General features: G+C 71.4%; 18 protein-coding genes. 15 read left to right on the top strand and 3 right to left on the bottom strand.

Annotated elements, in window-relative coordinates:
* Window positions 1-2 precede the first annotated feature (2 nt).
* A complete protein-coding gene (locus P1K89_RS09270; protein WP_284616086.1) occupies window positions 3-1,154 on the top strand; it encodes an ABC transporter substrate-binding protein in 1,152 nt (383 codons plus the stop codon).
* A gap of 24 nt (window positions 1,155-1,178) precedes the next feature.
* On the opposite strand, the gene P1K89_RS09265 is transcribed toward P1K89_RS09270, so the two are convergent.
* Together P1K89_RS09265 and P1K89_RS09260 are read right to left on the bottom strand one after the other, a co-directional pair.
* Window positions 1,179-1,922, bottom strand: a complete 744-nt coding sequence (locus P1K89_RS09265; RefSeq protein ID WP_284616085.1) for a hypothetical protein — start codon at window positions 1,920-1,922, stop codon at window positions 1,179-1,181.
* Window positions 1,923-1,963: 41 nt separating this feature from the next.
* Complete coding sequence (locus tag P1K89_RS09260) at window positions 1,964-3,469, bottom strand: aminotransferase-like domain-containing protein (RefSeq protein WP_284616084.1); 1,506 nt, start codon at window positions 3,467-3,469, stop codon at window positions 1,964-1,966.
* Between the two features lie 105 nt (window positions 3,470-3,574).
* Here P1K89_RS09260 and P1K89_RS09255 point away from each other — a divergent pair, with 105 nt between their 5' ends.
* From P1K89_RS09255 to P1K89_RS09225, 7 genes are all read left to right on the top strand, one after another.
* Complete coding sequence (locus P1K89_RS09255) at window positions 3,575-4,522, top strand: DMT family transporter (RefSeq protein ID WP_284616083.1); 948 nt, start codon at window positions 3,575-3,577, stop codon at window positions 4,520-4,522.
* Window positions 4,519-4,986 (top strand): GNAT family N-acetyltransferase, encoded by a 468-nt coding sequence (locus P1K89_RS09250; protein WP_284616082.1) that lies wholly within the window; start codon window positions 4,519-4,521, stop codon window positions 4,984-4,986. The genes P1K89_RS09255 and P1K89_RS09250 overlap by 4 nt, the downstream gene beginning before the upstream one ends.
* Window positions 4,983-6,188 (top strand): aminotransferase-like domain-containing protein, encoded by a 1,206-nt coding sequence (locus P1K89_RS09245; RefSeq protein WP_284616081.1) that lies wholly within the window; start codon window positions 4,983-4,985, stop codon window positions 6,186-6,188. Before P1K89_RS09250 ends, P1K89_RS09245 begins: the two co-directional genes overlap by 4 nt.
* Before the next feature lie 21 nt (window positions 6,189-6,209).
* The gene (locus P1K89_RS09240; RefSeq protein WP_284616080.1) at window positions 6,210-7,196 is read left to right on the top strand and encodes a threonine dehydratase; all 987 of its coding nucleotides are present in this window, start codon (window positions 6,210-6,212) and stop codon (window positions 7,194-7,196) included.
* 32 nt (window positions 7,197-7,228) lie between these two features.
* A complete protein-coding gene (locus P1K89_RS09235) occupies window positions 7,229-8,065 on the top strand; it encodes a PhzF family protein (RefSeq protein ID WP_284616079.1) in 837 nt (278 codons plus the stop codon).
* A gap of 70 nt (window positions 8,066-8,135) precedes the next feature.
* Window positions 8,136-8,792 carry a VOC family protein gene (locus P1K89_RS09230; RefSeq protein WP_284616077.1) on the top strand — a complete coding sequence of 219 codons (657 nt, stop codon included), beginning with the start codon at window positions 8,136-8,138 and terminating at the stop codon, window positions 8,790-8,792.
* Window positions 8,785-9,504, top strand: a complete 720-nt coding sequence (locus P1K89_RS09225; RefSeq protein ID WP_284616076.1) for an alanyl-tRNA editing protein — start codon at window positions 8,785-8,787, stop codon at window positions 9,502-9,504. The genes P1K89_RS09230 and P1K89_RS09225 overlap by 8 nt, the downstream gene beginning before the upstream one ends.
* A gap of 15 nt (window positions 9,505-9,519) precedes the next feature.
* Here P1K89_RS09225 and P1K89_RS09220 read toward each other — a convergent pair whose 3' ends face one another.
* Window positions 9,520-9,978 (bottom strand): c-type cytochrome, encoded by a 459-nt coding sequence (locus tag P1K89_RS09220; protein WP_284616075.1) that lies wholly within the window; start codon window positions 9,976-9,978, stop codon window positions 9,520-9,522.
* 171 nt (window positions 9,979-10,149) lie between these two features.
* On the opposite strand from P1K89_RS09220, the gene P1K89_RS09215 reads away from it, so the two are divergent.
* The 7 genes from P1K89_RS09215 (at window position 10,150) to atpB (ending at window position 15,510) form a co-directional block, all read left to right on the top strand.
* Window positions 10,150-10,842 carry a cytochrome b/b6 domain-containing protein gene (locus P1K89_RS09215; protein ID WP_284616074.1) on the top strand — a complete coding sequence of 231 codons (693 nt, stop codon included), beginning with the start codon at window positions 10,150-10,152 and terminating at the stop codon, window positions 10,840-10,842.
* A gap of 29 nt (window positions 10,843-10,871) precedes the next feature.
* Complete coding sequence (locus P1K89_RS09210) at window positions 10,872-11,363, top strand: GNAT family N-acetyltransferase (RefSeq protein ID WP_284616073.1); 492 nt, start codon at window positions 10,872-10,874, stop codon at window positions 11,361-11,363.
* Window positions 11,364-11,382: 19 nt separating this feature from the next.
* A complete protein-coding gene (locus P1K89_RS09205) occupies window positions 11,383-12,201 on the top strand; it encodes an HpcH/HpaI aldolase family protein (RefSeq protein WP_284616072.1) in 819 nt (272 codons plus the stop codon).
* Window positions 12,202-12,238: 37 nt separating this feature from the next.
* Window positions 12,239-13,102 carry an aldose 1-epimerase gene (locus P1K89_RS09200; RefSeq protein WP_284616071.1) on the top strand — a complete coding sequence of 288 codons (864 nt, stop codon included), beginning with the start codon at window positions 12,239-12,241 and terminating at the stop codon, window positions 13,100-13,102.
* Window positions 13,099-13,995 (top strand): SMP-30/gluconolactonase/LRE family protein, encoded by an 897-nt coding sequence (locus P1K89_RS09195; RefSeq protein ID WP_284616070.1) that lies wholly within the window; start codon window positions 13,099-13,101, stop codon window positions 13,993-13,995. Before P1K89_RS09200 ends, P1K89_RS09195 begins: the two co-directional genes overlap by 4 nt.
* Before the next feature lie 161 nt (window positions 13,996-14,156).
* Entirely contained in the window at window positions 14,157-14,648 is a 492-nt protein-coding gene (locus P1K89_RS09190) for an ATP synthase subunit I (protein ID WP_284616069.1), read from the top strand.
* A gap of 25 nt (window positions 14,649-14,673) precedes the next feature.
* Window positions 14,674-15,510, top strand: coding sequence for a F0F1 ATP synthase subunit A (gene atpB / locus P1K89_RS09185; protein ID WP_284616068.1), 837 nt, complete (start codon window positions 14,674-14,676; stop codon window positions 15,508-15,510).
* Window positions 15,511-15,580: the final 70 nt, after the last annotated feature.

The raw sequence follows: 15,580 nt of genomic DNA, 5'->3' as shown, positions 1-15,580 counted from the left end.
CGATGACGAACCTGCTGCCCCGCCGCACCTGCCTGGCCGCCCTGGCCGGCGCCGCCGCCAGTCCGCTGGCCTTCGCGCAATCGACGCCCGCTGCCGGCAGCGCCGCCGGCGGCGACATCGTCATCGGCCAGAGCGCTCACTTGAGCGGCCCGCTCGCCGGCACCTTCAAGGCCGTGGTGCGCGGCCAGGAGCTGGCGCTGGAGGAGTTCAACCGCCGCGGCGGCGTCGGCGGCCGCAAGGCCAGGCTGGTGACGCTGGACGATGCCTACGACCCGAAGCGCTGCGTCGAGAACGTCACCCAGCTGATCGACCGCGAGAAGGCCGTCGTGCTGTACGGCCTCGCGAGCACGGCCAACGTCGGCGCGGTGCTGCCGCTGCTGGCCGAGAAGAAGGTGCCGCTGGTCGGCGTCTACACCGGCGCGCCGGCGCTGCGCGCGAAGCAGCACCCGTACTTCTTCACCGCGATGGCCAGCTACCGCGACGAGGTGGTGCAGATGGTGCGCAACCTCGCCACCGTCGGGCGCACGAAGATCGGCGTGGCCTACCACGCCAGCCCCTTCGGCCAGCTGATGCTGCCGGTGGTCGAGGAGGTCTGCAAGGAGCTCGGCTCGACGCTGGTGGCCAAGGCTGCGCTCGACATCCCCGGCAACGACTCCGCCGCCGTCGCGCTGGCGCTGGCCGCCGCGCAGCCGCAGGCGGTGCTGTTCATCGCCTTCGGCCCGGCGCTGGTGCCCTTCGTGAAGGCGGCGCGGGCGCAGATCGGCGTGCCGGTGTACGCGCTGTCGATCGCCAGCTCGAAGCCGCTGCTCGACGCGCTGGGCGACGAAGCACGTGGCCTCGCCTTCACCCAGACGCTGCCCTACGCGATGCGCGCGACCAGCACGCTGACGCGCGACTACGCCGCGGCGATGGAGCGTGCCAGGCTGCCGGTCGACTTCGACCACTTCTTCGGCTACATGAACCTGCGCGTGCTGCTGGAACTGCTGAAGCGCGCCGGCAAGGGCGTCACCTCGCAAAGCCTGGTGCAGACCATCGAAGGCCTCGGCAAGCTCGACCTCGGCGGCTACACGCTGAACTTCGGACCGCAGAACCACCACGGCTCGAGCTTCGTCGACCTGCTGATCGTCGGGCCGGGCGGCCGCTTCATACGCTAGCCCGGCCGCACGTCCCGCAGGACGTCAGCGATATCCAGACCAGCCTTCGTTGGTGGCCGCCGGATGCGTGCGGCTGACGATCAGGCCGGCCTGCAGGTAGATGCCGTTGAGCAGGCGCTGCGCGCGGCCGCGGTCCATGCCGGGCCATTCGCAGATCTCGCGCAGGTTGCAGGTCTGGCGCCGCAGGCGGCTGATGCAGCGGGCCGCGGCGGCCGGCAGGTCCAGCCCGTCGAAGCTGACGCCGGGCGCCACGCGGTAGGCAGCCTGGCCGGCGATCTCGGGCAGCAGCGCCTCGCGCGCACCGCGCATCGCCAGGCTCCACAGCAGCGGTGCGAGCGGGTGGTAGCGCTTGGGGTCGCCGACGAGCGCTCGTTCGGAGTCGCCGGGTGCGCGCAGCGTCGCGCGTTCGACCTGCAGCACCTGCAGCTCGTCGAGCCGGCCGGCCAGCACCTGCTGCATCGGCACCGCGCAGTGCGCGAGCTTCTGCGCCGGGAAGATCGTCAGCGTCAGCACCTGCTGCTCCCACTGCAGATGCACGGCCAGCGGCTGCGCGTGGCGCACGCCCGCGGCCAGCACCTCGAGCAGCTCGGTGTGCTGGCCGCGCTGCTCAAAGCGTTGCAAGTCTTGCATCAGCGACGGGCTGAGCGACGTCAGCCGCGAATTCGCGGCATCGGTGCCATGCAGCCGGTCGAGATCGTCGAGGTAGCGACGAAACTCGCTGACGCGCATCAGGTCGGGGGCGCCCTGCGGTAGGGTCGAGCGAAACATTAGGGGGATGCTACGCCCGAGGCTTGACACAAGTGGTGACGTTACGTTTCGGCGCTACCCCGCGATCGAGTGGTGGACCCTTGCAGCAGCGCGCGTCGTGCGGCCACGAAGCTGTGCCAGAAGGCCGCTTCCTGCGAGCTGGCGAAGTTCACGCGCATCAGCGTGCTGGGCGCGCGCCGCGCGTGGAACAGGCTGCCCGGGGCCACCAGCCAGCCCTGCTCGGCGAGGCGGATCGCGAGCTGGTCGGTGTCGACGCCTGTGTCGAGCCAGCCGAAGAGGCCCTGCGGCGGCGTCACGAAGGTGCAGCCGGCTTCGGTCGCCAGCCGCAGCACGCGTTGTCGCGCGCCGTCCAGGCGCTGCACGACGCGTTCGGCATGGCGGCGCAGCAGGCCCTGGTCCAGGCACCAGGCGACCGCGCGTTCCAGCAGCGCCGGCGAGGTCAAGGTCATCAGCAGCTTGGTGTCGATGAAGCGCTCGGCCAGGGCCGGCGCGGCGGCGACGTAGCCCACGCGCCAGTTGGGCGCCAGGATCTTCGAGAAGCCCGAGACGTAGATCGTGCGCTGCAGGCCGTCCAGCGCCGCCAGCCGCGGCGCATGCGGTGGCGCGAGCCAGGCATAGGTGTCGTCCTCGACGATCAGCAGGTCGTGCGCGTCGGCGAGCTTCAGCACCTGGTGCGCGGTGGCGAGCGACAGCGATTGCCCGGTCGGGTTGTGCAGGACCGACACCGTCGCATACAGCCGCGGTCGATGTTCGGTGACCAGGGCCTGCATCACCGCGAGGTCCGGCCCGTTGGGCCCGCGCGGCACCGGTAGCAGGCGCATGCCCAGCCGCGTCAGCCGCGCGAACTCCACCGCCCAGCCGGGCTCGTCGACCAGCACCGCATCGCCCGGCTGCAGCAGGGTGCGCGCGACGATGTCCAGCGCATGCGTCGCGCCGAGCGTGGTGACGATCTGGCCGGTATCGGCGGCGATGCCGAGCTCGCCGTCGAGCCGGCGCGACAGCGCCTGGCGCAGCGACGGGTCGCCGGCCGGGTCGCCATAACGCAGCGCGTCAGCGGCATGTGGCAGGGTGCGGCGCAGCGCGCGCTCGATCAGCGCCTTGTCGAGCCACGGTTCGGGCAGCGTGCCGAGGCCGGGACCCACGTGGCCTTGCCGGCCCTGGAACATGCCGCGGATCAGCGCGGTCGCGTCGACCGGTGCCGGCAGCGCGTTCACCGACAGCGCGGCGGTCGGCGCCCGCGCCGGCGTCGCGCTGCGGGCCACCGGCAGCTCGCGCACGAAGAAGCCGCGCTGACGCTGCGCCTCCACCAGGCCCTGCGCCTGCAGCTGGTCGTAGGCGGCCACGACGGTGCTCGGGCTGACGCCGTGCAGCCGCGCGCACTCGCGCACCGACGGCAGCCGCGCCCCCGGCTGCAGCCCGCGCTGCTGGATGCGGTCGGCGAAGCGCGCGGCGAGCTGTTCGCCCAGCGTCGCGGCGCTGTCGCGTTTCAGTGAACGGTCGATCCCGCGTTGTTCGAGGGCGCGGGCGGGCAGGTCGTGCGCGTTCATCGGGTGAATCCGGACGGATGTACCGCCGGCGCCGGCAGTACAGATGAAGTGGCTGTATCGGCAAGTGTACTGATGCTGTGCTGGTCGCGGGCCTAGACTGCGCCGATGTCGAGTTCCACCACGTTGAAGACCGCCTCCGGCCTGTCGCCGGCGACGCGCGGCTGGCTGCTCGGCGCTCTGGGCGTCGGCATCTTCGCGCTGTCGATCCCGATGACGCGGCTGGCCTCGGGCAGCGCGGCCGATCCGCAGCTGCCGGCGCTGTTCGTCGCGATCGGGCGCGCCGCGCTGGCCGGGCTGCTGGCCGCCGGCTGGCTGCTGCTGACCGGCGCGCCGCGGCCCAGCGCCGCGCAATGGCGCCTGCTGGCGCTCACCGCCGCTGGCGTCGTCTTCGGCTGGCCGTTGTTCCTCGGCTTCGCGGTGCTGCATGTCGACGCGGTGCATGCGTCGGTGGTCACCGGCGTGCTGCCGATCGCCACCGCCGCCATCGGCGCGCTGCTGCTGCACCAGCGGCCGAGCCGCGCCTTCTGGATCTGTGCGCTGCTGGGTGCCGTGCTGGTGCTGGGCTTCGCCTGGTGGAAGGGCGGCGCGGCGCTGCAGCCGGCGGACGGGCTGCTGCTGGCCGCGGTGGTCTGTGCGTCCTACGGTTACGTGCAGGGCGCGCGGCTGTCGTCGACGGCGTCGTCGGCGCTGGGCACGCCGCTGAGCCCGGAGCAGGTGATCTGCTGGGTGCTGGTGCTGAGCCTGCCGCTGACCCTGCCCATCACGCTGATGGCCTGGCCCACCGCGCCGGTGCGCGCCAGCGCCTGGGGCGGCTTCCTCTACGTCTCTCTGTTCTCGATGTGGCTCGGCTTCTTCGCCTGGTACCGCGGGCTGGCGCTCGGCGGCACCTTGCGCGTCAGCCAGGTGCAGCTGCTGCAGCCCTTCCTGTCGATGTGGTTCGCGGTGCCGCTGCTGGGCGAATCGCTGGACGCGGCGACGGTGCTGTTCTCGCTGGCGGTGATGGCCACCGTGTTTGTCTCGAAGCGGCTGCCGGTGCAGGGGGTGGCCAGATGAACCCCGGCTTCACGATCTCCGACGATCCGGCGCGGCTCGACATCGCGCTGATCCATCGCTTCCTCAGCGAGGACTCGCACTGGGCGCGCGGCATCCCGCGCGCGACGGTCGAGCGCGCGATCGCGCATTCGCTGAACTTCGGCGCCTTCGACGACGCAACCGGCGCGCAGCTCGGATATGCCCGCGTGGTCAGCGACCGCGCCACCTTCGCCTGGCTGGCCGACGTGTTCGTGCTGCCCGCCGCGCGCGGCCGCGGCATCGGTGCGGCGCTGGTGCGCGCCGTCGACGCCCACCCGGACCTGCAGGGCCTGCGCCGCCGCGTGCTCGCCACGCGCACCGCCGCGCCGCTGTACGCTCGCCACGGCTGGGTGCCGCTGGCCGCCCCCGAGATCTACATGGAACGCAGCGACCCCCAGGTCTATCAGCGCGCCGCATCCCCCCTTTCCAACGGAGACACCCCATGAGTTTGTGGACCCAGGCCCGCCGCAGCGCGCGCATGAACCCGTCGATCATCCGCGAGATCCTGAAGGTCACCGAGAAACCCGGCATCCTGTCGATGGCCGGCGGCCTGCCGTCGGCCGACACCTTCCCGGCCGAGGCGATGCGCGAGGCCTGCGACATCGTGCTGCGCAACTCGGCGCGCGAGGCGCTGCAGTACGCCGCCAGCGAAGGCTTCGGCCCGCTGCGCGAGTGGGTGGCGGCCAAGCTGACGGCGATGGGCCACAAGGTCGGCGCGGACCAGGTGCTGATCACGACCGGCTCGCAGCAGGGCCTGGACCTCGTCGGCAAGATCATGATCGACGCCGGCGCGCCGGTGGCGGTCGAGACGCCGACCTACCTCGGCGCGCTGCAGGCCTTCAACCCCTACGAGCCGATCTACACGAGCCTGGCCAGCGACAACGACGGCCCGCTGCCCGAGGCCTTGGCGGCGCTGAAGCACGATGCGCCGGGCACGCGCTTCGCGTACCTGCTGCCGAACTTCCAGAACCCCACCGGCCGCGTGATGCCGGAAGCGCGCCGCAACGCGCTGGTGGCCGCCGCGCAGGGCGCCGGCGTGCCGCTGGTGGAAGACAACCCCTACGGCGACCTGTGGTTCGACGAGGAGCCGCCGGCGCCGATCGCATCGCGCTGGCCCGAAGGCACGATCTACCTCGGCTCCTTCTCGAAGGTGCTGGCGCCGGGCTTCCGCCTGGGCTACGTGGTCGCGCCCAGCGAGCTCTACCCGAAGCTGCTGCAGGCCAAGCAGGCCGCCGACCTGCACACGCCAGGCTTCAACCAGCGCGTGGTCTACGAGGTGATCCGCCACGGCTTCCTCGACCAGCACGTGCCGGCGATCCGCGCGCGCTACAAGCGCCAGCGCGACGCGATGGCCGCGGGCCTGCGCCAGCACCTGCCCGAGGGCAGCGAGTGGCACGAGCCGAAGGGCGGCATGTTCTTCTGGGTGCGCCTGCCCGAAGGCTGCGATGCGATGGCGCTGCTGCCGAAGGCGGTCGAGGCCGGCATCGCCTTCGTGCCGGGCGCCGCGTTCTACGCGCACGCCCCCGATCCGCGCACGCTGCGCCTGTCCTTCGTGACGCTGGCGCCCGAGGACATCGTCGACGGCGTCGCGGTGCTCGGCCGCGTGCTGCGCGAGCACCTGGAAATCGAAGCCGAAGTGACGCCCTGAACCGATCGAACCGGACCGACGATGGACGCGCCTTTCCTGAGTCATGACGAGCTGCAGTCCGCCGCGCGCCTGGTGCACGCGGTGCTGCCGCCGACGCCGCAGTACCGCTGGCCGCTGCTGGAAGCCTTGATCGCGCCGCGCCCCGACGACGGCACTGAGCTGTGGGTCAAGCACGAGAACCACACGCCGGTCGGCGCCTTCAAGATCCGCGGCGGGCTGGTGTACTTCGAGCGGCTGCTGGCGTCAGGTGCGAAGCCCGCGGGCGTCGTCAGCGCGACGCGTGGCAACCACGGCCAGTCGATCGGCTTCGCGGCGCGCCGCCACGGTATCCCGGCGCTGATCGTCGTGCCGCGCGGCAACAGCCGCGAGAAGAACGCGGCGATGCGTGCGCTCGGCGTCGAGCTGATCGAGCACGGCGACGACTTCCAGGCCGCGCGCGAACATGCGCAGGGCCTGGCCGCCGAACGCGGCTGGCTGATGGTGCCGTCGTTCCACCGCGACCTCGTCGCCGGCGTCGCGAGCTACGCGCTCGAGCTCTTCGGCGGCGCGCCGGCGCTGGACACGGTCTACGTGCCGATCGGCCTCGGCTCCGGCGCCAGCGGCCTGATCGCCGCGCGCGACGCGCTCGGCCTGTCCACCGAGATCGTCGGCGTGGTCTCCGACGGCGCACCGGCCTATGCGCTGTCGCTGGCGCGCGGCGAGCCGGTGTCGCATGCGGTGACGACGACCTTGGCCGACGGCATGGCCTGCCGCACGCCGGAGCCCGAGGCGCTGGCGATCCTGCAGAAGGGGCTCGCGCGGGTCGTGCTGGTCAGCGATGCGCAGGTGGCGGAGGCGATGCGCCGGCTCTACGAATGCACGCACCAGGTCGCCGAAGGCGCCGGAGCGGCCGCGCTGGCCGCGGCGCTGGTCGAGCGCGCGCAGCTCGCCGGCCGCCGCACGGCCATCGTGCTGAGCGGCGGCAACATCGACCGCGAGGTCTACGCCGACGTGCTGGCCGGCGCCTGAGCCGTTTCCCCCGTTCACTCACCGGAGCCCGCATGCCCCGTTTCCGCTTCTCGCAGGTCGACGTCTTCACCACGCTGCCGATGCGCGGCAACGCGCTCGCGGTGGTGCACGACCCGACCGGCCTCACCGACGCGCAGATGCAGGACTTCGCGCGCTGGACCAACCTGTCCGAGACAACCTTCCTGCTGCCGCCGACCGACGAGGCGGCCGACTACCGCCTGCGCATCTTCACGCCCGGCGGCGAGCTGCCGTTCGCCGGCCACCCGACGCTCGGCAGCTGCCACGCGTGGCTGGCCGCCGGCGGCCGCCCGCGCGGCGAGGGCCAGGTCGTGCAGCAGTGCGGCGCCGGCCTCGTGCGCATCCGCCAGGACGGTGCGCGGCTCGCGTTCGCCGCGCCGCCGTTGAAGCGCAGCGGACCGGGCGATGCCGAGCTGACGGCGCGCATCGCGCGCTCGCTGCGGCTGCCGGTCGACGCGCTGTTGCGTGTCGAATGGGTGGTCAACGGCCCGCAGTGGATCGCCGTGCTGCTGAAGGACGCGGCCAGCGTGCTGGCGCTGCGCCCCGACTTCGTCGCGATGCAGGGCCTGGACGTCGGCGTCGTCGGCCCGCACCCGGCCGGCAGCGAGTGCCAGTTCGAGGTGCGCGCCTTCGTGCCCGAGCTCGGCGTGCCGGAGGACCCGGTCACCGGCAGCCTGAATGCCGGCATTGCGCAGTGGCTGATCGGCGAAGGCCTGGCGCCGCCGCGCTACGTCGCCGCGCAGGGCACGGCGATCGGCCGCGCCGGGCGGGTGCATGTCGAGCAGCGCGGCGACGACATCTGGATCGGTGGCGACGTGACGCCGGTGATCGCCGGCCACGTGGACCTGTGAGCGCCGCGCGGCCGTTCCGGAGGCGCTCGCGCCCCCTTGGGGGGCCGGCCCGCAGGGCCTGGGGGGCCACATGACCGAGGTCGACCACCTCGTCGTCGCCTGCGACTCGCTGGCGCAGGGCGTCGCCTGGTGCGAGGACGTGCTGGGCGTGACGCCCGGCCCCGGCGGCCGCCATGCGCTGATGAGCACGCACAACCGGCTGCTGAAGCTGGGCGGCGACTTCCCCGGCGCCTACTTCGAGCTGATCGCCATCGATCCCGACGCGCCGCCGCCGGGCCGGCCGCGCTGGTTCGGCCTCGACCGGACGGCGCTGCAGGCCGCGCTGCGGGATTCGCCGCGGCTGGTGCAGCTGGTTGCGCGCACCAACAACGCCGAGATGCTGCGCTGGGGGCTGATCAACCGCGGCATCGACCCGGGCCGGCCGCTGGCCGCCGAACGCGAGACGCCGGCCGGCCTGCTGCGCTGGCGCATCGTCGTTCGCGACGACGGCGTGAATGCCTGCGACGGCCTGCTGCCGACCTTGATCGAGTGGCAGGGCGCGCACGCGACCGAGGCGATGCCGGATTCGGCGCTGCGCCTCGCCGGCGTGCGCCTGGGCGGACTGCCGGCCGCGGCCGTCGACCTGCTGCGCCTGAAGCGGGTCGAGCTTGGCGCACGCGCGGGCCTGTCGGCGCAGTTCGACACGCCGCGCGGCCGCATCGACCTGGAGCAATGGCGCGATGACTGAAGAACTGTTCCGCGAAGACGCCCGCCTGGTGCGCTGCGATGCCCGCATCGTCGCCATCGACGAGCGCGGTGTGCAGCTCGACCGCACGGTGTTCTATCCGCAGGGTGGCGGCCAGGCGGGCGACCGCGGCCTGCTGCGCCACGCCGACGGCCGCACGCTGGCGATCGCCGATACGCGCAAGGGCACGGCGCCGGGCGAGATCCTGCACGTGCCGGCGCCCGAGCAGTCGCTCGACGGCTGGGCGGTGGGCGAGGCGGTCGAGGCGGAGATCGACTGGCAGCGCCGGCACCGCCACATGCGCTTCCACACCGCGACGCACCTGCTGTGCGCGCTGGTGCCGCACCCGGTCGACGGCTGCTCGATCACCGCCGATTACGCGCGGCTCGACTTCCACATGACCGATGCGCTCGACAAGCAGCAGCTCACCGAGGGCATCGCGCGTTATGTCGCCGGCGCCCATGGTGTCAGCCACCGCTGGATCAGCGAGGACGAGCTCGACGCCAATCCGCAGCTGGTGCGCAGCATGAGCGTGCAGCCGCCGCGCGGCCAGGGCCGTGTGCGGGTGATGGAGATCGACGGCGTCGACCTGCAGCCCTGCGGCGGCACGCACGTCGCGAACACCGCGGAGATCGGCGCGGTGATCGTGACGAAGATCGAGAAAAAATCAGCCAAGACCCGCCGGGTCGTGCTCGGCTTCGCCGAGCCGGCCTGAGCGGGCCGCGAACGCTCAGTTCGAATACTTCTCCGCCCGATAGTCGTCGTGGCAGGCCTTGCACGAGCCGCCCACCGCGCCGACCGCGGCCTTCACCGCATCCAGGCTGCCGCTGCGGGCGGCCGCGTCGAGCTTGGCGACCTCGGCCTGCATCTTGCCGGCCAGGTCGTTGAACTTGGCCTGCTCCTTCCAGATCTCCGGTTTCGCACGGTTCGGCAGGCCCTTGTCGGTGCCGTCGCCAAAGCCGGCGTACGGCAGCTTCGACATCGTCACCACGATGGCCGTGTTGTCGGCGGCCACCTTGGCGTCGAAAGGCACCCGGCCCTGGGCCATCGCGGCGACGCGGCCGAAGTGGTTCGCCATCACCGTGAAGGCGCTCTGGCGGTACTTGATCGCGTCCTCGGGCTTTTGGAACTGCGCGGCGGCGGGCAGGCTGGCCGCGGCGACGGCGAGGGCCAGGAGCGGACGTTTCATGCGGATCCTCCAGAAGGAATGACGACGAGCGCGGGCCCCGTGCCCGGCTCGGACCAGTGTACGGGCCGACCGCCTCGGCTATTCCACGGGTCGGCCCTGTCAACGCTGCGTCGGCTTTCGGCTATCGTGCCGGGCCATCGGCATCACGCAGCCTCAGGCACAGGGCAGGGCATGAACGAACCGTCGTCGTCGTCCGAACTTCGTCCGGTGCGGGTCTGGGACCTGCCGACGCGGCTGTTCCACTGGACGCTCGCGCTGGCCATCGTCGGGCTGCTGATCACCAGCAAGATCGCCGGCAATGCGCTGGTCTGGCACATGCGCCTGGGGCTGCTGGTGCTGGCGCTGCTGGTATTCCGGCTGCTGTGGGGCGTGGTCGGCGGGCACTGGTCGCGCTTCGCACGCTTTGCCTACGCGCCGTCGACGACGCTGCGCTACCTGCGCGGCGAGCACCGCGCCGGCGACCATTTCGACGTCGGCCACAACCCGCTGGGCGCGTTCTCGGTGTTCGCGATGCTCGGCATCCTCGTCGTGCAGGTGGCGACCGGGCTCTTCGCGAACGACGAGATCGCCACCACCGGGCCGCTGAACCGTTTCGTCTCGGAGTCGACGGGCATTGCACTGACCAGCTGGCACAAGGGCCCGGGCCAGTGGACCATCATCGTGCTGGTGGTGCTGCACATCGGCGCCATCGTCTTCTACCGGCTGCGCGGCACCGGCCTCGTGGCGCCGATGTGGGCCGGCGACAAGCTGCTGCCGGCCACGGTGCCGCCGACGCTCGATGGCGTGCGCCAGCGGGTGCTGGCGCTGGTGCTGTTCGCCGCCTGCGCGGCGCTGTCCGTCTACATCGAGCGGCTCGGGGCGTAGACTCGTCGGCCCAGGGATTCTTCGCCTCGATGCCGTCGCCCGATCTACGCCTGCAGACGCCGGACACGCCGGCCATGCTGGATGCCGCGCGCGAGATCTTCCGCGAGTACGCGCAGGGTCTCGGCTTCGACCTGCAGTTCCAGGATTTCGAAGGCGAGCTCGCCGGCCTGCCCGGCGACTACGCCGCGCCGCGCGGCGGCCTGCTGCTGGCCCTCGTCGACGACGAGCTCGCCGGCTGCGGCGCCTTCCGCGCACTGCCCGAGGTCGACTACCCGAACGCCTGCGAGATGAAGCGCCTGTACGTGCGGCCCGCGTTCCGCCGCTTCGGCCTCGGCCGCCGGCTGGCGCAGGCCCTGATGGACCTGGCGATCGAGGCCGGCTATTCGACGATGCTGCTCGATACGATGGACGACATGGAGGCGGCACGCGAGCTCTACGGCTCGCTCGGCTTCGACGAGATCCCGCCGTACTACTTCAACCCGATCCCGGGCGCCCACTACCTCAAGGCCGACCTGGCCTGAAACCTCGGGGACCCACGCGATGAATACCTTTCGCGCGCTGATGCGCTCGGCCGGCGGCCAGCCGCCGCTGGGCGCCTGGGTGATGTCGGCGAGCCCCATCATCGCCGAGGCCATCGGCCTGGCCGGCTTCGACTGGGGCGTCGTCGACATGGAGCACACGCCGCTGGAGATGATGGGCGTGACCCACCTGCTGCAGGCGCTGGGCAATACCCGCATGGCCACCGTCGTGCGCGTGCCCTGGAACGAGCCGGTGACGGTCAAGCGCGTGCTCGATGCCGGCGCGACGACGGTGATGTTTCCCTTCGTGCAGAACGCCGACGAGGCGCGCCAGGCGGTGGCGGCGACGCGCTTCCCGCCGGAAGGCGTGCGCGGCATGGTCGGCATGAGCCGGGCGTCGCGCTTCGGCACCGCGCCGAACTACCTGCAGACCGCGAACCGCCAGATCGGCGTGATCGTGCAGATCGAGAGCGCGCAGGCCGTCGTGCAGATCGAGGCGATCGCCGCGGTGCCGGGGGTCGACGCGCTCTTCGTCGGCCCGGCCGACCTCTCCGGCAGCCTCGGCCTGCCCGGGCAGACGCTGCATGCCGACGTGCTGGCACTGATGGCCGATGCGGTGCGGCGCGCGAAGGCCGCCGGCGTGCCGATCGGCACGCTGGCCTTCAGCGCCGATGCGGCGACCCGTTATCGGGCGATGGCCTTCGACTTCCTGGCCGTCGCCTCGGACCTCAACCTGCTGATGCAAGGTGCGGCTGCGACACTGCGCGCGTTGCGCACGCAGGACGGCGCGGCCCGCGTACACACCCTGAACGACGGCACGCAGCCGGAGCCGGGCGCGTGATCCACGCGCCTTCCCCCTCTCTTCCCGACACCACTCGATGACCCTGCCTTCTTCCGCTCCGGCGCTCGAACTGACCTCCGGCGAGCTGCGGCTCGCGTTGTTGCCGGCCATCGGCGGCGCCGTCGCCGGCTTCTGGCGCGGCGACGTGCCGGTGCTGCGCAGCCCCGATCCGGCGACCATCGCCACCGCGCGCGACGGCGCCAGCTTCGCGCTGGCGCCGTTCAGCAACCGGCTCGGCTTCTGCCGGTTCCGCTGGCACGGCCGCGACCACCGCATCGTCGCCAACGTGCCCGGGACACCGCATGCGCTGCACGGCGTCGCGTGGATGCGCGCGTGGCAGGTGCTCGAATCGGGCGCCGACAGCGCCGCGCTGCGCTACGTGCACCAGGCGGACGAATACTGGCCGTTCGATTTCACGCTCGAGCAGCAGCTGGTGCTGACGCCCACCGCGCTGGAGCACCGCCTGCGTTTCACCAACACCGCGGCCGAGCCGCAGCCGGTGGGCCTGGGCTTCCACCCGTACTTCGCGAAGCGGCCGCGCAGCCGGATGCACGTCGAATGCGCCGAGCGCTGGGAGACCGATCCGACGCAGCTGCCGACGCGCAAGGTCGCGCAGGCCGGCATCGATGGCGACGTCGCGCACCTCGGCTTCGACCACTGCTTCGAAGGCTGGCGCGGTGCGGCGCGCATCCGCGACGAGAAGCTGTCGCTGAAGCTGACCTCGTCGCTGCCCTACCTGATGGTCTACACGCCGGACCCGGCGAACTACTTCTGCGTCGAGCCGGTCAGCCATGTGCCCAATGCGATCCACATGGCCGAGCCGGCCGCGCATGGACTGCTGAGCCTGGGCGCCGGTGAATCGACCGAGGCCTGGATGAAGCTCGAGGTGGCGCCCGCATGACGGAGGCGTTCGAGCCGCTGCCGGTGCCGCCGTCGCAGCTCGGCGAATCGCCGTTCTGGCATCCGCAGGAGCGGCGGCTGTACTGGATCGACATCCCGGGCCGGGCGCTGAACCGCTTCGATCCGCAAACGCAGCAGCATGACCAGTGGCCGCTCGCATCGGAGCCGGGCTCCTGCGCACCGCTGCTCGGCGGCGGCCTGCTGGTCGCCATGCGCGACGGGCTGTGGCGCTTCGACCCGGCCACCGGCACGCGGCAGGCGGTCGCCCCGCCGCCGTACGATCCGGCGAAGCAGCGCTTCAACGACGGCAAGGCCGATCCGCAAGGCCGCTTCTGGGTCGGCACGATCGACGACCAGCGCGCGCCGGCCGCGGCGCTGTACCGGTACGCCCAGGGTCGGCTCGACCGCATGGCCGAAGGCATCACCACCAGCAATGGCCTCGGCTTCAGCCCGGACGGCCGCACGCTGTTCTGGTCGGACACCAAGGCCCACACCATCTACGCCTTCGATTTCGACGGCAACGAGGGTGCGCTCAGCGGACGCCGCGTCTTTCGCGCGTTTGCACCGCGTGCCGACGGCGCGCCGCTGGAAGGGTATGGTGGCCGCCCCGACGGCGCGGCGGTCGACAGCGAGGGCGCGTACTGGGTCGCGATGTACGAGGGCCAGCGCCTGCTGCGGCTGTCGCCCGGCGGCCAGACGCTGGCCGAAGTGGCATTGCCGGTGCGCTGCCCGACGATGCCCTGCTTCGGCGGCGACGACCTGAAGACGCTGTACCTCACCACTGCGCGCGACAAGCGCCCGGCCGACGAACTGGCGCAGCAGCCCTGGGCCGGCTGCGTGTTGTCGATGCGGGTCGAGGTGCCCGGGCTGCCGGTCGGCTTCGCGCGGCTGTAGCCCGCGAGCACCGCGGCTGACTCTGGTGCATCCCGCTCGCGGGAGGGGACACCTGCGAAGGCGCGGCGCACCCCTTAGGTGATTTCGCCGAACGGGCAGCGCCGGACCGGCAGGGGTTTCCACGTATACTCCCGCGGTTTGCCGAAACCGAGCGTAACCCGATGTCCGACCGGCCCATGCGCAATCCGCGCCAGCCGCGAGGATGGCGAGATGCAGAAGATGAGGCGGCAGACGCGCCCTTCAAGAGCCTGACCCGCGAGCAAGCGGCGGCCCTGAGGGCGAAGGAGCCGCCGGTGTCTCCCTGGCGGGTTGTCGCGGTGCAAGCCGCAGTCGGTGTGCTGACAGCCCTGATCGGCTGGCTGTTCACCGGCAGGAGCGAAGTGGCATGGTCCGCGCTTTACGGCGCGGCCGTGGTGGTGGTGCCGGGCAGCCTGATGGCGCGTGGCATGACCAGTCGGTTCTCCAGCATGTCTGCCGGCACGTCCGCCGTCAGCTTCATGTTGTGGGAGCTTGTGAAGATCGGCGTTTCGGTCGTGATGCTCGTCGTCGCGAACCGGATCGTGCAGAACCTGGTGTGGCCGGCGCTGCTGGTCGGCCTGGTGCTCTGCATCAAGGTGTATTGGGTGGCGCTGCTGTGGCGCCGCCGGAAGTAACGACAAGACGGGAAGAGTCCAACACATGGCTGCCGAAGGTCACGCCCCGACCGCGGGTGAATACATCGTTCACCACCTCACGCACCTGCAGAACAAGAAGCAGACGGCTATCGTCGACTTCTCGGTGTTCAACCTCGATTCGATCTTCTTCGCCGTGCTGCTCGGCGTGATCGGCAGCTTCATCTTCTGGCGTGTCGCGAAGACCGCCACCTCCGGCGTGCCGGGCCGCTTCCAGGCCGCGATCGAGATCCTCGTCGAGATCGTCGAGGGCCAGGCCAAGGGCATCGTGCACAACGCCAAGAGCCGCAAGCTCGTCGCCCCGCTGGCGCTGACCGTCTTCGTCTGGATCTTCCTGATGAACGCGATGGACCTGCTGCCGGTCGATCTGCTGCCGCTGCTGGGCGAGAAGACCGGCGTGCACTACCTGCGCGTGGTGCCGACCGCCGACCTGTCGGTGACGATGGGCCTGTCGCTGTCGGTGCTGATCGTCTGCCTGGTCTACAACGTCAAGATCAAGGGCTGGGGCGGCTGGATCCACGAGCTGTTCGCCGCGCCCTTCGGCGACAAGGTGATCCTGTACCCCTTCAACTTCCTGATGCAGATGATCGAGTTCATCGCCAAGACCGTCTCGCACGGCATGCGACTGTTCGGCAACATGTACGCCGGCGAACTGATCTTCCTGCTGATCGCGCTGATGGGCGGTGCCTGGTCGCTGTCGGCCACCGGCATCGGCCTGATGATCGGCCACATCATCGCCGGCACGGCGTGGGCCATCTTCCACATCCTGATCATCACGCTGCAGGCCTTCGTGTTCATGATGCTGGCCCTCGTCTATATCGGCCAGGCCCACGACGCGCACTGATCGCGGCCTGCTGTCGACGCGTCCCGTTTTCCTTTCCCCTTTTCTTCCTCACCGCTAACTAGGAGTCATC

The sequence above is a fragment of the Aquabacterium humicola genome (genome assembly GCF_030167915.1).
In the GTDB taxonomy this organism is placed as follows: Bacteria; Pseudomonadota; Gammaproteobacteria; order Burkholderiales; family Burkholderiaceae_C; genus Pseudaquabacterium; species Pseudaquabacterium humicola.
This window is presented reverse-complemented; position numbering and strand designations above follow the sequence as displayed.

What these genes read in the sequence shown, in the direction of transcription:
- P1K89_RS09270 (WP_284616086.1), top strand. Translation starts at nt 3, where the DNA reads ATGACGAACCTGCTGCCCCGCCGCACCTGCCTGGCCGCCCTGGCCGGC.
- P1K89_RS09265 (WP_284616085.1), bottom strand. Translation starts at nt 1,922, where the DNA reads ATGTTTCGCTCGACCCTACCGCAGGGCGCCCCCGACCTGATGCGCGTC.
- P1K89_RS09260 (WP_284616084.1), bottom strand. Translation starts at nt 3,469, where the DNA reads ATGAACGCGCACGACCTGCCCGCCCGCGCCCTCGAACAACGCGGGATC.
- P1K89_RS09255 (WP_284616083.1), top strand. Translation starts at nt 3,575, where the DNA reads ATGTCGAGTTCCACCACGTTGAAGACCGCCTCCGGCCTGTCGCCGGCG.
- P1K89_RS09250 (WP_284616082.1), top strand. Translation starts at nt 4,519, where the DNA reads ATGAACCCCGGCTTCACGATCTCCGACGATCCGGCGCGGCTCGACATC.
- P1K89_RS09245 (WP_284616081.1), top strand. Translation starts at nt 4,983, where the DNA reads ATGAGTTTGTGGACCCAGGCCCGCCGCAGCGCGCGCATGAACCCGTCG.
- P1K89_RS09240 (WP_284616080.1), top strand. Translation starts at nt 6,210, where the DNA reads ATGGACGCGCCTTTCCTGAGTCATGACGAGCTGCAGTCCGCCGCGCGC.
- P1K89_RS09235 (WP_284616079.1), top strand. Translation starts at nt 7,229, where the DNA reads ATGCCCCGTTTCCGCTTCTCGCAGGTCGACGTCTTCACCACGCTGCCG.
- P1K89_RS09230 (WP_284616077.1), top strand. Translation starts at nt 8,136, where the DNA reads ATGACCGAGGTCGACCACCTCGTCGTCGCCTGCGACTCGCTGGCGCAG.
- P1K89_RS09225 (WP_284616076.1), top strand. Translation starts at nt 8,785, where the DNA reads ATGACTGAAGAACTGTTCCGCGAAGACGCCCGCCTGGTGCGCTGCGAT.
- P1K89_RS09220 (WP_284616075.1), bottom strand. Translation starts at nt 9,978, where the DNA reads ATGAAACGTCCGCTCCTGGCCCTCGCCGTCGCCGCGGCCAGCCTGCCC.
- P1K89_RS09215 (WP_284616074.1), top strand. Translation starts at nt 10,150, where the DNA reads ATGAACGAACCGTCGTCGTCGTCCGAACTTCGTCCGGTGCGGGTCTGG.
- P1K89_RS09210 (WP_284616073.1), top strand. Translation starts at nt 10,872, where the DNA reads ATGCCGTCGCCCGATCTACGCCTGCAGACGCCGGACACGCCGGCCATG.
- P1K89_RS09205 (WP_284616072.1), top strand. Translation starts at nt 11,383, where the DNA reads ATGAATACCTTTCGCGCGCTGATGCGCTCGGCCGGCGGCCAGCCGCCG.
- P1K89_RS09200 (WP_284616071.1), top strand. Translation starts at nt 12,239, where the DNA reads ATGACCCTGCCTTCTTCCGCTCCGGCGCTCGAACTGACCTCCGGCGAG.
- P1K89_RS09195 (WP_284616070.1), top strand. Translation starts at nt 13,099, where the DNA reads ATGACGGAGGCGTTCGAGCCGCTGCCGGTGCCGCCGTCGCAGCTCGGC.
- P1K89_RS09190 (WP_284616069.1), top strand. Translation starts at nt 14,157, where the DNA reads ATGTCCGACCGGCCCATGCGCAATCCGCGCCAGCCGCGAGGATGGCGA.
- atpB (WP_284616068.1), top strand. Translation starts at nt 14,674, where the DNA reads ATGGCTGCCGAAGGTCACGCCCCGACCGCGGGTGAATACATCGTTCAC.